This is a genomic window from Bacillus cereus group sp. BceL291 (assembly GCF_051776705.1).
GTDB classification, from domain to species: domain Bacteria; phylum Bacillota; class Bacilli; order Bacillales; family Bacillaceae_G; genus Bacillus_A; species Bacillus_A cereus.
Genome location: NZ_JBPWAP010000011.1, coordinates 60,785 through 77,021, shown reverse-complemented (window position 1 = coordinate 77,021; position 16,237 = coordinate 60,785). Strand labels below are relative to the sequence as shown.

Here is a 16,237-nt window from a genome sequence, read left to right as displayed (position 1 = left end):
TTTTCGATAGAAACTTTGTAATAAACTTATGTTTTTAGGATTTGAAGAATATTCTTAATATGGATTTTAAAGAAAATACATATTTTTTACTAGATGTGAGAAAAAGGAATTGAGGATATCCTTTAAAACAAGATATATTCTGGTCAAAAAATTAGAGGGCATCAATTCATTAAAGCAGTAAAAAACGTTTTTATGAATTGGTGTCCTTTTTGTTTTAAAAAGAGAATATATTTTCTCAACAGGACAAATGGTAATCAGCTATAAGTATTAATTATAAGGATAAAAGGAAAAGAGAAATTAATAATAAAGGAGAATGCGAAATGATAACATTAATATCTGAAAGAAATCTAGCTGAAATCCATGAAGACGATGTAGATGTATTAAAAGTAATGGCACATCCTGTCCGATTACAAATTGTAAATGAATTAATGCACCATAAAGTATGTAATGTTACACAGTTAACGGAAATATTAAGACTCCCCCAATCCACTGTTTCACAACATTTATCAAAATTGAGGAGAACCGTACTCCGTTCAGAAAGAAGAGGGTTAGAGATGCATTATTATATAGATAATGCTAAGGCACGTCAGATTGTTGAAATTTTAGGTTTATATGTATAACTAATTGTTTGATAATATCATACCGTAGAAGCTACCTAACAATAATTAAATTTAAAAGATTGTTTTATCTTGCCACACACAATTTAACACGATACATAGGTGTAAACTTACAAAGAAGGGTTTTAAATAGAAATTAGATATAACAATGGATAATGGTAAGGGTATTAAAGAAACTATAGAATTAATGAAATAAAAAATAATAAATAATAAATAGTTGTTGTAAAGGCTTATTCTGATAATAAAAGGAATTAGATACATTAAATTCAACTATGAGTTTTTTTACTAAAAATATGTAAGTGAAGATTATAAGCAACATAATCCTTTCGTAGCTGAAGGAGATACAGTTGCTCTTCATGTACATTCTCGTACTAACTCTCAAGATAAGGGAGTTGCTATAGTGGATATTTTTCGTATAAAGGATGGAAAGATTGTCGAACACTGGGATGTAATTCAAGAGATTCCAAATGAAGCAGCTAATGATAATACGATGTTTTAGGTAGAAAATCTATTTATAGATTGTTAAAATGTTTTTTCAAAATAAGTAAGATTGCGTTAGTAAAAATATCCTTAGAGTAATTCTTTCTTACTAACGCAATTTTAAACTTTTTAAGTCCGTAATTATACTTGAAATCACCGCGATACCTAATACTATCCTCTATAGTTTATAGGAATAGTATCTCCCTGACTAAAGTTTTCAAGAAAGGATTTTTAAATGTTTTTTAATTCATTGCATGATGGCAGGAATTTAAAGTGGCCTTTATCAATTCGTTATAACCTTTCTTAAAGTGAATAAATCCTCTTTTTATTTTCTCATTTCCTCCATTTTAGATATGTCTTTTTAGGATTTCAAATCTTACCTTTTCATCAAATTTATCTGCAATGTATATTACAGTTCCGGCAAGATATTTTAGTCCATAAGCTACGGGTGTCATCCAAAGTTTATTTAGAAAAGAAAGATCTTTAATTCGGTGCTTACTTGAAAAGAAAATCATATTGTTCACTCCATTTCTAAAGGTAATCGATACTTTAATAGTCGTCTTATTTATTGTTTTAGTTGCGTAAACAAGGTAAGGTACAAAATGTACTTTGCTATTTTGAGCAATTTCTTAGTTTGGAAATTTGTATAGAGATAGAAATAATAGGAATATTAAATAAACCCTACTAAAGTTTAGTAGGGTTAAGTAGATAAAGACGTGGAATGGATAATTTAGGAAATAAACGACATAAACTGTGCTTCTTAATTTTTTTGTGTAAGACTTTTAACAAATAACGTTAAATAGTATGAGGAAGAACCAACTAAAATAGCAAATGGTATTAGAATAATATCAATACCATTTACAATTACATAACCAAAAAATCCAGTCCAAAAGCCATTACAAAAAGAACAGTCTAAAAAAATTTCAAACAATTCATGAATACTGCGTAATCTTTCACGTGTGTACTGAAATTTTATTTCAAATAAAAATGCGCGTACCCCTAAGGATATAAATAGCAACAGGCTTATACTTATATCTAAATTCATTTTCTCACCTCCAATTCCTATTTAAAAGTCGTAATAAGTTGTTAGAAAGTTGAGGGTTACAAAATAATTAATATTTAACCGGGATATTTATTAAATCATATGAAGGATAGTTACTTCAGTAAAAGCCAATTTAATAAAATGAATTAAAGTATATTTTTTTCTATAGATATGGCCCAATGAATAAAATCTAATCTATTAACCTTAACTTTTCTGGCTCTATAGACCATATGATGGAGTCCCTCTAAATCAACTAAAATATAGCGTTGAGGGTTAATATCCTGATTAAAGGTAATTACAGCACTGTATTTAGATCGATTGTCCATATTTTCGATTAAGCTATAAGGATTTTTTATTCCAATCGCATTTTTTCCTATATCGTATCCAACAAATAAGAATTGATTACTTGTAGTAAGAACGACCCTTATCTGTTTATCATTGTATAAAAATGAAAAATATTTTTTTATATCAGTAGCATTTAAATTTCTATCTTTATGTAAATTCAAGATATCACCTCACTGTAGTTATCGAAATTTAAGTAACTATAGTTGCAAGTGAATTGTAAAGAGACTTATTAGTTTAAAGGTTGTTGCTGAATCACAATGTATAAATTGCAGCATTTAATTTAAAGGTAAAAGCTGAATCCATCATATTAAAGCTAAATAATATTATTAATAAATTATTATCTATTATTTAATAATGATTATTTGTTATAAAAATAGATTCAATACTATCTCATTTTAGAAACTAAAAATATTTAAAACCATTATTTTTATATTGAATTCCATCAATTTCAAAGTGGATTTAATTATTTAGTGTAATTTATACACAAATTCAGAGAAATAAATCGTTTACATGTTTTATGTTAAATGACAAATACTTCTTTAATAGAATTGCTAATTTGTTAATTGAAGAATAAATAAGAAAATCTTTGATCATGTCAATTCAAAAGTTAAGAATGTACGTGAGAGCTTAATAGAAGCTAAGGGTAAAAAATTAATTTTGTTAAGAGTAATTATGGGGTGAGATAGAGTTTGACTAAATTTATTCTAAGTGATGTTAAATTTTCATTGTGATTTTCTTATATTGTTACTGCAAATACTTACAAGAGGGTGTGATGAGTTGTTCTTTCCACGTATCACTGATGTTTATGCTTGCATACATAAGACATTGAGAGAAGATAGTGTAATACGTAAATGTATGGGTCTTAATAATATTACAGTAGATATGGAAAATGAAATGCACATACAAAAGCGTATGTCTCCTAAAGAGGCACTAAATAACCAAATTCCTTTAATTGCATTTTACAAGTCATTTGTTCAAAAGGAACGAAACAATAATATTCATGTGATAACATTTGACTTCGATATCTACACAAATGATGATGTGGAATTGGCATTAGACCTTGCAGATAGAATAAATCAATTATTCGATAATCAATCTCTGCAGTTATTTAAAGGAGTATTTTTCAAGGGTCAGTATGTAGGATCTGCAGAGGTTGCAAGTGAAATAGAACACTCTTATAAGTATTTCACTAGATTTGAATTTATTTTTGAAATTGAGGGGTGTAGTTAATGTCACAATTTGACAAGTTTAACAGTAAGAATAAGAAAATGATTATTAAAGGTGCAGGTAAATTTATGGCTAAAATTCCAGGGTGTGATGAATTAATTACACTAGGTCATATGGCGAATATGCGTCTTGATGTGCAGTTGGATATGGTTGATATTGAAGGGGGAGACTCTTCAGCACCTATTGATACACTACTACGTAAAAAGGTAATTGATATTACTGCAGAGGATGCAAAATTTGATTTAAACATGGTACGTCTTGTGTTAGGGGCAAAACTTCGAGAAGGAGTTAGCGGCTTAGCCTATGAATTGAAAAATGAAACAGTAACAATTGCTGGCGATACTGAACCTGTTTCTATTAAATTATCTAGTCTAGTATTAACAGGTAGCGGAGCACCTAAAGTACAGATTTTCAACCAAGTTGCAGGTTCATTTGTACCAGAATCAGCAATTACAGTAAATGGATCAGCTGTAACACTAAAAGGTGGTGCGGTTGAAGGTGATACTGTAGTAGTTTATTATCCTGTGGCATCATCATCTATCGATCCTGATGGTTTCGTATGGGTATTAGAAGAACGTCATGATGTTAAAGGTGGACTAGTGACTCTTAAGAATCCTCTATTTGGTGGATCTTTAGGTTCAGCTTCTTCTAAGACAGAGCATGTATCTGTAAGATTAGTAAAAGAGAATAAATTACTTAAAAAAGTAACAACTAATCCTGCAAAAGGTGAGTATACAATTGATCCTTCTACAGGGGAGATTAAGTTTAATGATTATCTTGAAGGAGAGCAAATTTATGTGAACTACAAGCGCCCAGAGGTTGTAGATGTAATGGCAATTGGTTCTCGTGATTTCCCTCTTACAGTATCTGTTGTTCATGATGGACATTTTGAACAAATGGATGGTAGCATTCAAGGTTACCAAGTTGAACTATATTCTTGCCGAGTGAAATCTAACTTTACATTAGACACAGCACGACAAACAGCAGCGACTCATAGTATTACACTTACAGTTATTGATGGGGAACGTACAGACAGTCGTTTAGGTTCTATTAAGCGTTATCAAATTGAAAAAAGTGGCGATGTTTGTTAATTAGAGAAGAGGATACTTATGTATCCTCTTTTTTATTAATTTATTTTTAAACATTTTAGATAAGGTGAGAATGGATTATAAAAATATCTATCACTTAAACCTTTTTTCGTAAGGTTGTTACATTTAACACATAAATTCTTATATTAGTTACGAGGTCGTTTAGGTGATCCCCTTCCTTGCGTCCTCTTTAAATTTAATAAGGGGTAATAGAGTAATATAGGGGGAGATTAAATGAGTGAACGTAATTTAGCAATTCCAAGTAGAGAAGAAGCTATCGAGGAACCTACTCTTGTAGAGGAAGCAGAGGAGAAGGTTGAAAAGCAAGAACCTAATAAACAAGAGGAAATAAAGTTAACTAAGCAGGAATCAGAGTTTATTGAAAAAGTATTCTTCGAAGAGGATGAAAAGGTAACATTACGTGATGGAAAAACCTATGCTATCCCTCCTTTAGGATTAAAAGATGCTAAAAACCTAATGAAAAAGTTGAATACAATTGATACAGGTGTCATTATTGCTAATTTAATTGCAGATGAAACAGGTAATGATAGTTATGATGAACTATTAGAGGTCCTATTGATGGGCTTTAAACCGTATTATAAAGAAATTTCAGCTCATTATTTAGGGGATTATATTGATATTGTAACAGCTAAAGAAATTATAGATATTATGATTGGACTTAATGGCTTAAAAAAGTCTTTATAGACTCTGAGGAAGAAGAAAAAGAATATGACGAAAATGCCTACGTTGATTGGGCAGAGATTTTCTTTAACTTAGGTCACTATCTGGGGATGAAAAAACAGGATATATGGGATTTGACATTACCTCAGTTAAACTATTACTTAAAGAAATGCCATAAGCATATAGAGTTTACAGTTAAGGTACATTCAATGTCCTTCACTGGGTTATTTGGGGGCGGTTCAGCTCAAGCTGCCGAACAGAATAATCTAAAACATAGTGATGGAAAAGAAGTAATTGACGGATATGAGGTTGCAAATGCTGATGACATGGAGTGGTTAGCAGGTATTCTCTAATAAATAATCCTGCCCTTCCTTTTTATTTGAGGATAGGGCGGGATTTTATTATGTAAAAGGAAGGTGAAATAAGTGACAGTCAATAATCAAAATATTGGTGCTACTATTGCACTAGAGTTTGATAAGTCAATAAAAAATATGAAAGAGTTTGGAGTACAGTTGGAACAGCTAGATCATCGTTTTGGTAGTATAGAAAAACGTATAGATGCTATGAAAAACTCTTTATCTTCGTTATCGGCTCAGACATCTAAGGCAGCGGGAAGCAACCTTAGAGCAAAACTTGAGCAAGAATTAAATAATATCGTCCAGGCAAATGGTATTACTTTATCTTCAGTTGGGACAGCACCTTTAAGTATTAAACAAGAAACCGTTCAACAATTGATGTCTAAAGTAGATAAAGAGTTAAATAAAACAATTGTAAAGATGATCAAAAATATAAACATTAATATGGATTCTGCTATGAATAATAGCGTAGTACCAGTTGGAAAAGATGAATTTAATAAAATTAATAAAGAAATCTCTAAGTTAATTAGTAATCAAATTAAACAATTAGTAAATTCCATTCGCGAAAATGGGGGGAATTTAGTAAGTGCAGATAACTTGAGTGGACTTAAATTAGATATTTCTAAAGGAACGGTTAAGCAAATTTTAGTAAGTATTAAAAATCAATTAAAACCTATTTTACTGAACCCTGAGGTTGCTATTGAAGGACAGACATTAACAATTTCATCGAAAGATTTATCTGAATTAACGAAAAAAGTAAGAGGGAAAATAAAAGATTCTATAAAATTTGATTTCGAGGGTGTTATTAGCGAAGAGAATAGCATTGATAGCGAAATTATAAAAACAGCTAAACGTATTGATAGTTTAATAGAAAATTATATAAAAGGCATACGAGGAGGGCTGCAAAAGATTGATCTCAAATCTGTAGAAGTACCTATGAAAAATATATCTAAACAACTTCAAAGGTATATTGCAAATGATTTAGGTGTTTCTCCAGCCGAGTTAGCTCATACTTTTCATTCTGTGGATCGAGGATCTCTAAGAGGATATGCTTTAAAAAGGCAGTTTGAAGGTATGGAAAATACAATTAATAAAAAGTTAACTGCAGGAACAAATAAAATAATGACGTCAATGAAACAATCAGTAAGAGCTGTGGACTTTGAACCTCATTCTAATATTACGCAATATTTAACTAGTGAAATTAACAAGCTGAATAAGCAAATTATTAAAAAAATCAAGGAGTCCGTTGATAAGCAGTTTGCACATATAAGAAATGAAATTCTAGAAATTAATACTAACCCTCAAAAGGCGAATAGTAATAGACAGTTAAGCTTTAATGCAGGAAATAGTGCTAATCCTTTAAATAACTCAAGTGGATCAAGTCATAGTAATACAAATAATAGCGATTCTAGTACAAGTAAATCCACAAAACAAGACAATCCTTTTGATGGGTTTGGAATGGCTGGAGCGGTTACCAAAAAACTTAGGAGCCTTGCTTCGGGCTCAATGCTAGATCCGATGGCTGCAATATCTAAAGCAATGGAAACCTTTAAAATTGCTCAGTTAGAACAGTTAAAGATTACACAAAACTTCTCTTTGAAACCAGAATATAAAAACAAAAATGGAAATACAGATTGGCTAAAATTAGATAATGATACTGGAAATCTAATGAATAATGTACGTGATTTATCCACTCTTTACGGTATTGATTATGAAAGAATGTCTAAGGTAGCTGGTATAGCATCAAATGTAACAGGAGATCAACAATCTGCACGACAATTTGTTGATCAAGCTTCTAAGGTTTATCGCTTAGATAACAAATCAGACTTAGTTGAAACAATTGCTCCAGGATTACAGACAATTATGGCACAGTTTAAATTATCTGTCTGGGAGTTGGATGGAGTAGTTAACTCTTTTGCTGTTGCTACGAGTCAAACTAAAGCGAACAGTGAAGATATTATGAAGGCTATGTCAAAATCGGGTACAGCACTCCATTCAGTGGGAGTGAATGCAGAAGATGCAGTGACTTTAAATGCATTAGCTATTCAAACTTCAGGAGAAACAGGGGAGAATGCAGGTGCAGCCTTAAAAACGATTGCAGAGCGTATTACTTTACCATCTGTTTCTAAACAATTAGAAAATTATGGTGTAAAGGTATTTGAAAAAAATGAGAGTGGTATGAAAGTACGTCGAAATTTCATTGATATCCTATCAGACACTGCGAAAGCAAGCAAAAATAAATATATTGGAGAAGATAAAGTAAAATCCATTCTGTATGGAGAAGGTGGGGCAAACCAGCCACCAAAACTGATGTCCTTTTTAGAGACCATGCATAAAGCGGGGATAAATAACAGTAAAGATTTATCGTATTGGAAGATTAAGCAAGAAATTAATGAATTTAAAAAAGATCCTGCACGCCTTCAAGAAATGATTGCGGTAACGATGAAATCACCTTCAGTGACAATGGAAAGAGCTGGGGTATCTGTTAATAATGCATTAGTGTCAGTATTAGATGCGCTAAATCCGGAGATTCAAACTTTAGCAAAAATTATTACAAACTTAGCACAGGGAATGGAGAAACATGCAGGGCTATTTGCACAGTTAATTACGATTTTAGGTAATGCCTTGGTAGGTTTTGGTGCTATTCATGGAGTAAAACGATTAGGTCAATTGGGTAATTATGAAGAGCATTACAAGAAAGCCACCATGGAAAATAAATTCTTTGGTGGTACATCTTTAACAAATCGTAAAGTGGACGGAGCGGTAGGTTTTTTAAATGATCATGTTTTGGGGGAGAGCCAAGATTTACGCAATCAAGTAAATAACAAAAAATTCTACCGTGCGGCTATGAAAAATGATACGTTAAAAAGTTATTTTGAAGAATTAGCGAATTTAAAAGAGGATAGAAAGAATGAAATAAAAGAATATGTAAAAGATCATGGTGGAAAAGCTGAAAATATGGCCGATTTTCTTAGCATCATGGATGAATCTAAAGGCTATTATAAGGGTGAAAAGAAAGAATTAACAGCTGATGAATTACATACTCGTTCAGCCTATAATGCTCGCAATCTTACCCAAAGTAAATTATTAACAGACGTTTTTACCACAAATTTCTCAGAGCATTTAGTAAATACCTTATCAAATAGGACTAACTTTGACAGTATGAATGAGAATCAAAAATCAACGGCTGGTCGTTTGGCTCAAATGGATGATCAAAAACGTATTGGATTTGAGACCTATCTAGATCAAAACTATCAAAGCGTAGGTAAATCAATAAATAATATGGATGGACTTAATAAGGCACTCGATGAATATGAGGCTAGTAACCGAAAGGCTACTATACAAACAAGACAAAGTACCACTGCGTACAGGGATTTATCAAGCGCCGTAAAAAAGGTAACTGATGAAGCTGAAGGAACATCTAAGAATAGAATGAAAGGGTTTCTCGATCTTATCGATACTATTCCTCAGCGTGCAAGAGGTGCTGGTGGAGCAATAATGGGACTTGGGAAAAATATTTTAAGTTTTGCAAAACAATTGGGAGCTTCATTAATGATTGGCGACTTGTTAACAACTTATTCTAATCAAAGTATGTTATCTGAAAAACAATTAAAATTACAAGAAATGGAAAATAAGACGACTGGATCTGCAGATGCATATTTAGAAAGCATTAATACAAAGCCTACAGGGGGGTTATTGGGGGGTATTCCCTTCCTGATTGATAGTACGAAAATAGGTTATGGAAGTTTAAAGCAAATTATCTTTGGAGAAAGTGCTGCTGTAGGGTTGGGAGATAGAGAGAATTTCCGAACGAATTTTAAAGCTTGGATGGAAAAAGAATATGGTACTCGAGACCTTGATAAAGCTGTTACGGTCGAGAATAAAAAACGTGAAAAAGAAGCAAAAGATAAAGGTTATAATGGAATATATGAAAAAATAGATAAAAAAGGATTGACTAGAAAGTATCTTGATGAATCAGGTGAGTATGCAAAAGTACAGAAAGCACAAAAAGAAGAATTCATTGAAAAGTATAAAAATGATGCTATATCAGAATCAGAAGAAAACATGCGTAGGGCGGCAGCTGAAAAAGCACGTAAAGCATGGGAAAATAAAATGATAGCAGATGGTCAATATGACTATTTTGCTTTTGAAGATATAAAAAATAGAATTCAGGATGGACAGAAATCCGTTAGCAGCAAAAATGAGTTAAAGTTAAATGATTTTCTTCAAAATGGTGGTAAAACAGATTCGTTAAATTATATGCAACTTCGTATACAGGGTATTAAACAAGAGCGCGAAGCATATAAAAATGAAATGGAAGAGCTTCATAAATTTATCCGAGAACGAGAGAAAGAATTGGAGCAATTGGATAAGTCGGGAAAACGTTATACCACTGATCCTGAAACTGGTGAAAAAATTGAAACTCTCGGATATCAAAAGGTTAAAGAATCTGTGGAAAGTAACAAGGATAAAGAAGATAAATTAAGAAAAGAATTTGAATTAGAAGATAAGAAAAAACAAATTGAAGCACAACGTATTAAAACAGAATTTTATGTTAACGACACTCAGAAAGGGTTTTCTAGAGCTCAGGCTAAGAAACAGTATAAGGATACATTAAATGCTATTAGCATGAACACAGAGAGTCCTACTTATATTGATTCACAGATTGTTTCAAGCCAATCAATGATTGGAGAAATGAAAAGTAAACTGGCAAATCTGCAATCCCAACAGTTAGCAGATCCAGATGGTCAGTTACAAGATACTATTCAAGGATTGAGTCAACAAATCGCAAGTGCTGAATTAGAAGTTAAAAATTTAAGGATACAAAGGCTTACAGCTTGGAGACATGATTTCGGTAATAATATGGATGATTTGGAAATTAAGTACATGCAGGAACGTGTGAACTTTGGACCAAGTATAGGAGATGATAGTTTCTTAGCACGTGACCTAAGAGTAAGAGAATTACAAGATCGTAAATCACTTATAGATAAGACCTTAGCGGTAAGAATTGCAGAGCGAAATAGTGGTAAGTTTGAAGAAGGTTCATCTGAATACGAACAAATCATGAAAGATATTCGAGAATTGACAAAGCAATCTTTACAAGCACAGATTGGTATCCACCAAGAGTTAAGAGCACAAATGGGTGGAACGTTTAATCTTCCTGAAGGCGTACAGGTTATGTCTCAGTATGATTATCTAACAAGTAAAGGTACACATTCAAACTTTAGTGTTCAATCAGGAGATATGTATGTCAATATTACTTTACCTAATGTAACTGGACAAACTTCTAGTCAACAGTTAGCGAATCTTGGAATGAATTTAGGAAAAGGGTTAGCACAAGGTAGAACAACACCACTACGAAATCAGTTAAATTCAGCCCCTTGGGGATATCCAACATTCTAATTACAAAACCCCATCTAATTATTAGGTGGGGTTTCTTATAATACTAAGGGGTGATTAAATGGCACAACAAAAACCAAGTAAATCAAATGATGATGTATTTAAACGTAAATTATTTTATGATAACGGGATTCGTTTTGTACAAGTAAGGGGGCGTATGACTGGCGATTATAAGCCACCAACGCCAGTATTAAAATCCCATATAAACGAAAATATTCAATCTTCTGCAGGATTGGTAGGGAAAGGGACTTCTCATTATTCTACTACCATTCAATTTTTATTTGCGAGCAAAGAGGAATTTGCAGATTGGCTGCAGTTTATTGGTGCAGAACACAAATACTATGATGAAAAAGGCACGATTTATTTAGGGATTGTTAATGGTGATTTAGATATTAAAACAGCAGAATTTGAGACGAAATATATCATTACTGTAAACCTTATGTTAATTCGAAAACAAGATTTCGAATATCGTCATCAATATCCTTTTATAGATATTGAAAATCATTGGGCGCAAACGTATATAGATGAAATGCAAAAAAGGGGCCTTATCACTACTTATGCTAGTGATGGAACACCTGTACAATATTTTCAACCTGAAGTTTGGATTACAAGGGCTCAAACGGCATCCTATATGACAAGGACTTTTAAATACATCGAAAAGATATTGAGGGGGTATTAAAAATGCCAAAGCGATGGTTAGATGTGGGTCCAAAGGATTGGTTTTATCGTGCAGTATTAGAAACAGATAGTATGTTTATTGATGCAAAAAAAGAAGAAACCTTATTTAGTGGAAAAACCTATAACCAATTTATTGGTGGCAAGTCACGTCAGGTTCATAATTTTACTTCAACAGAGGGACAAACCAAGTTTGAAGTAAGCGGATATAAACCTGATTCTAGGGAAATGGTGTTTGTTTATATTGATGGGGTGCCTACACTCCCATCTAAACTTGAGGATAATTTTATACATATTGGTTATCCGTTAACCAATGGAAGAGAAGTTAGTATTCTTTTATCTGGGGTAGTGGAAATACATGAAGGAGATCATACTCTTGAAAACTGTCAGATTTATCCTTTGATGAGCGGATGCTCTTTGGCTTATCCGGCAAAAAAGTTAGAAAAAGCAAATAATTACGTATTTGATATCACTTACTCTTTAAATGAAATAGCAGTTTGCATGAACAAGAAGTTAAAGAGAATACATGTAGATGTAAATGAAGACGAATCCATACAAGATGCACTTACAAGAACGTTAGGATTTAAACGAGACTGTTTTACTATAATTAATGGATATCTTTATGTATCTTATAATTTAAATCAGTTTCCTATTTATGTGAATTACAATTATCAAAAGGGTGCTCAAATCAAAAATAGGCAGGGAGAAAAAGTTGTCCCTATGTCAAGTTGCGCACTCTATAATGATAGATTCTTTCCTGATATAACGATTTATAGAGGAGAGTTTTTTACTTTGTTACAACGTTTAAGAATGAATATTTATAATCGATATACAGATAGAGGATATGTGAATAATACAATTAAGCAAACGGAGAGATACATTAAAGATAAAGATAAAATTGTAGGAAAATGGTATGCCGAATCAGTCTTAAATATATTAGATGAAAAATTTAATGATGGTTGTTATGTATTTCCACTTTACGCAGATGATTCCTTTCAACCTGAGGTATGTGTAACTAGAGCTGAAGCAATTGTATATTTACATAGATTTACAGAATGGGCACTAGAAAGATTTAGATAGGGGGGATAAGGTATGCCGAACGTATTTGATCATAGAACTCCTGCGCCTCAGTTGTTAAATGACGTAATGAGAAAAGTTAATGCTTTAGGTCATGAACCTAGGGTTATTATTGAATTTGACAAAATGGCCTATGTACCAGGAATGAAAAATAAGTTTGAAGTTTGGGACAGAATTCGAGAAGCATCTATTGTGCATCAGGCAGCAGAGGCAACTTTAACAACACCAGTAGCAGGTGCTGAGCCAAGTTCTGTTACAAAAGGTGGAGAATCAGGGGATAGATTTGAGTATATCAAATGTGCCTTAAATAAATGGGTAAAACATTATAAGTGTCCCAATGTTGCTTATTTCTTTCTATTAGCTGTAGCAAAGCATGAAACAGGATTTGGAACGTTGGGACAAGGGAAACCTGAAAAAGGAAGTTATATAGTAGGATATGGTTGCCCGGGTTCATGCGATCCTCAATATAAAGGGATAGATACCCAAGCCAAGTATGCTGCAAAACGTTTTTCCGAAGCAATGAGGAGCAGATACGCAAAAATTTCCAATGGATATATGGATGCTAGTGATGTTGATTATTTCCATGAAGGTGGAGATAAAGGATATAAAAAGTGGAAATGGTCAGCAGATGGACCTAATTGGAAAAAACTTGTAAAAAGCTATTTTGATAGAATTATTGGTGAATCTAGTCAAAAAAAATGGCATTGTAAAGAATCTGGTTCTATTATTAATAAAAATCTGTTTCCAAAGCATTCTACAAATCTAAATGTTTCCAAGAAGGAAGAAGACTGTGGTTGTGAGAAAGCTGAGATTTATACAATTGAGGAACAAAGGAAAGAAGTTCATAATGCAAGCTCTAGTGCGTTATCCGGTGCTACTTTTCCTGTTGAAGGAATTTCATTTGGAAATGGTGCGAAAGTATCTTCACACCATATGAAACATAAGGGCGGGAGTGCACGTTCAGGGCATAAGGGTACTGATATTATACATACATCCCAAGGTAAAATTAATGGTATGTGGGTAGTAGCGGCTTGGGCTGGACATGTACATAAGGCTTATAAAAGTACATCTTATGGTAATTGTGTAATGATTCAACATGATAATGGATATATGACAGTTTATGCCCACATGCAAAATAATTCTTTACAGGTTCGAAAAGGTGATTTAGTTACTCCAGGAACACGTTTAGGGAAAGTCGGAAATACAGGTCAATCTTATGGCGCCCATTTACACTTTGAAATTTGGAAAGGTGAATGGATTTATGGTGGAAATAATCATATTGATCCATATCCTGTTTTAACAGGTGCTCAAAAATTAGGAGTAGCACCAAGCGGTAAAGATAATAATGGAGGCGGTAATACGGGCGGAAATGATAATAGTACAGGAAATGGAAGTGTTGTTAGTCAACCACCACCCCAAATGACCATTACCCAAAATATTAAGTTTAATAAGTGCTTTGATAAGGATGCAAATCTGGATGGGAATTGGCATGGACAAGAGAACATAACCCATTTTACAGCTTGGTCAACAGGTGAAAAGTATTTAGGTTTTAATGAGAATATTGCCAAAGGAGCAGTTGAAGATTTTGGATATAAACATAACTTCTCTTCAGATGGATTTTATGAATATGCTTTCTATGCAGATCTTAAAGAAGGAGATTCCGTAACGGTTACATATGACGGAATGATTGTAAAACGATATACAAAAGAGAACAATACAACACAACCTACATATGAACCTCCAGTTTATGCAAAATGGGTTGCAAGTGATATACAAGGGACCAATTCACATATATTAGATTTCTCCTTAAATAATGTAAGTGGTGAGGCTGTATTTGGACTAAAATGCTTTAAGCTAGTGGAAATTGAAACTCAATACGGTGCACAATATGTTGATGAAAGAATTAAGGCTCGTAAACGTGATGTATGGGTTGATACAGGGGCATTTGTATACGATAAAACCTTTACAGTAGACCAAGATGTATTACAGTGGGAGATAAATAGCCATTTTGACGCCAGAGTCGCAACTGCAAGAATTACTTTAGACAATAAACATGGTATTTATTCTCCTACATATGAACGAGCCAATGTCTTCCCTGATAATTTAAGAGAAGCAGAGATGTCATATTATGAGAATGGTGCAATCAGGCATGTGTTAAGTGAAGCTACCCCAGTACGTATTTATGCAGGCTATGGTGAAAACCTAGTAAGAGTTTTTACAGGACGTATAAGGGGAGAGATTGAGCAAAATTCTGATGAAAAAACAATTACTATTAATTGTGTAGATATGTACGATATGTTAGAAGAACATGTTTTTGATAGGGTTCTAACTTTTCCTCGTAGAGACGAGATACATGGTGATGAAAAACAACCAGTAACCATGTGGGTTAAATCATCTATTATTCATAATATCGTAAATGAGGCAGGAATGATTGGATGGAGAATCCATGAAGATGATTTGAGATATGCTGATGCGATTATTGAAGAAACGTATTATATTGATATCGATAGAGGTGGGAAAAAGACAGTTGTCTGGGATACTAAAAGTCAACAATATGTCGAAAAAGATATAGCAACTGTAAAAGATGCACAAGGTTATAAAAATCCTTATGTACAGGCGATAGATTTTTTAGAAGGTACAAGAGCATCTGATGCGGTTCATGAAGTGATTGGAGATATTATGTATCGCTCTTACTGTGATCGTTATGGAACATTTAGATTGGAAAATATCCGTAAAATTAATGCAAGTGAGGCAAAATGGTCATTTATAGATGGTGAGAATTTATATTCTCTTTCTACTTCTATTGACCATTCTCGTATACGTAATCATCTTATTATTGTTGGTAATGGTGGGCAAATTGAGCATTTTGTAGATAAAGATCTTCTTATATCTACAAAGGGTAATATGAGAACGGCTAAGATTGTTGCTGATTGGATTGATGAGCGATTTGGTTCAAATGCAAGAGGAACCAAAGAGGATATCTCGAACAAATTATTTTTTGATATGAAAAGACAAGCCCGTACTTTTAATGCCGTTGTTAAAGGAAATCCAATGATAGAGTTATTAGATGGTTGTTATGTTTATGATAGTAATACTTCTAATGCAGGGTATTATGTCATAAAAGGGAACCGACTTGTTGGAAATAAGGAAGGTATGTTAAATTTCCTAGAATTTACTTGGCATGACAAAGAGAATTATTATAGCTAAAAAAACAAGGAGATTCCTACAGAACGTTAGGAATCTCCTTGT

At 32.9% G+C, this 16,237-nt stretch carries 11 protein-coding genes and 1 pseudogene; 10 read left to right on the top strand and 2 right to left on the bottom strand.

The window, feature by feature from the left end; all coding sequences use genetic code 11:
- Positions 1-320 precede the first annotated feature (320 nt).
- The gene (locus ACS2CR_RS10365; protein ID WP_000631354.1) at positions 321-620 is read left to right on the top strand and encodes an ArsR/SmtB family transcription factor; all 300 of its coding nucleotides are present in this window, start codon (positions 321-323) and stop codon (positions 618-620) included.
- Between the two features lie 286 nt (positions 621-906).
- Positions 907-1,116 (top strand): annotated as a pseudogene (locus ACS2CR_RS10360) (nuclear transport factor 2 family protein); the annotation flags it as partial.
- Positions 1,117-1,857: 741 nt separating this feature from the next.
- Here ACS2CR_RS10360 and ACS2CR_RS10355 read toward each other — a convergent pair.
- A complete protein-coding gene (locus ACS2CR_RS10355) occupies positions 1,858-2,142 on the bottom strand; it encodes a hypothetical protein (protein WP_044584300.1) in 285 nt (94 codons plus the stop codon).
- Positions 2,143-2,285: 143 nt separating this feature from the next.
- The gene (locus ACS2CR_RS10350; protein WP_044584301.1) at positions 2,286-2,645 is read right to left on the bottom strand and encodes a hypothetical protein; all 360 of its coding nucleotides are present in this window, start codon (positions 2,643-2,645) and stop codon (positions 2,286-2,288) included.
- A 616-nt stretch (positions 2,646-3,261) separates the two neighbouring features.
- Between ACS2CR_RS10350 and ACS2CR_RS10345 the strand changes: the two genes are divergently transcribed.
- The 8 genes from ACS2CR_RS10345 to ACS2CR_RS10310 all read left to right on the top strand — a co-directional run bounded on the left by ACS2CR_RS10345 (position 3,262) and on the right by ACS2CR_RS10310 (position 16,195).
- A complete protein-coding gene (locus ACS2CR_RS10345) occupies positions 3,262-3,714 on the top strand; it encodes a hypothetical protein (RefSeq protein ID WP_000465972.1) in 453 nt (150 codons plus the stop codon).
- Positions 3,714-4,802: a hypothetical protein gene (locus ACS2CR_RS10340; RefSeq protein WP_053514188.1), complete on the top strand. Its 1,089-nt coding sequence runs from the start codon at positions 3,714-3,716 to the stop codon at positions 4,800-4,802. The genes ACS2CR_RS10345 and ACS2CR_RS10340 overlap by 1 nt, the downstream gene beginning before the upstream one ends.
- Before the next feature lie 231 nt (positions 4,803-5,033).
- On the top strand, positions 5,034-5,504 hold the full coding sequence (locus tag ACS2CR_RS10335) for a hypothetical protein (protein ID WP_000004089.1): 471 nt from the start codon (positions 5,034-5,036) through the stop codon (positions 5,502-5,504).
- A 110-nt stretch (positions 5,505-5,614) separates the two neighbouring features.
- Positions 5,615-5,833, top strand: coding sequence for a hypothetical protein (locus ACS2CR_RS10330; protein ID WP_226799801.1), 219 nt, complete (start codon positions 5,615-5,617; stop codon positions 5,831-5,833).
- Between the two features lie 72 nt (positions 5,834-5,905).
- Positions 5,906-11,239, top strand: a complete 5,334-nt coding sequence (locus tag ACS2CR_RS10325) for a phage tail tape measure protein (protein WP_309567988.1) — start codon at positions 5,906-5,908, stop codon at positions 11,237-11,239.
- 58 nt (positions 11,240-11,297) lie between these two features.
- Entirely contained in the window at positions 11,298-11,915 is a 618-nt protein-coding gene (locus ACS2CR_RS10320; RefSeq protein ID WP_000068593.1) for an S-layer homology domain-containing protein, read from the top strand.
- Between the two features lie 2 nt (positions 11,916-11,917).
- Positions 11,918-12,991: a hypothetical protein gene (locus ACS2CR_RS10315; protein ID WP_053514186.1), complete on the top strand. Its 1,074-nt coding sequence runs from the start codon at positions 11,918-11,920 to the stop codon at positions 12,989-12,991.
- Between the two features lie 12 nt (positions 12,992-13,003).
- Entirely contained in the window at positions 13,004-16,195 is a 3,192-nt protein-coding gene (locus tag ACS2CR_RS10310; RefSeq protein ID WP_153602484.1) for a M23 family metallopeptidase, read from the top strand.
- The last annotated feature ends 42 nt before the right edge of the window (positions 16,196-16,237 follow it).

Bases quoted from the DNA above. Each gene is read 5' to 3' on its own strand.
- ACS2CR_RS10365 (WP_000631354.1), top strand. From the start codon at position 321: ATGATAACATTAATATCTGAAAGAAATCTAGCTGAAATCCATGAAGAC.
- ACS2CR_RS10315 (WP_053514186.1), top strand. From the start codon at position 11,918: ATGCCAAAGCGATGGTTAGATGTGGGTCCAAAGGATTGGTTTTATCGT.
- ACS2CR_RS10355 (WP_044584300.1), bottom strand. From the start codon at position 2,142: ATGAATTTAGATATAAGTATAAGCCTGTTGCTATTTATATCCTTAGGG.
- ACS2CR_RS10320 (WP_000068593.1), top strand. From the start codon at position 11,298: ATGGCACAACAAAAACCAAGTAAATCAAATGATGATGTATTTAAACGT.
- ACS2CR_RS10340 (WP_053514188.1), top strand. From the start codon at position 3,714: ATGTCACAATTTGACAAGTTTAACAGTAAGAATAAGAAAATGATTATT.
- ACS2CR_RS10310 (WP_153602484.1), top strand. From the start codon at position 13,004: ATGCCGAACGTATTTGATCATAGAACTCCTGCGCCTCAGTTGTTAAAT.
- ACS2CR_RS10335 (WP_000004089.1), top strand. From the start codon at position 5,034: ATGAGTGAACGTAATTTAGCAATTCCAAGTAGAGAAGAAGCTATCGAG.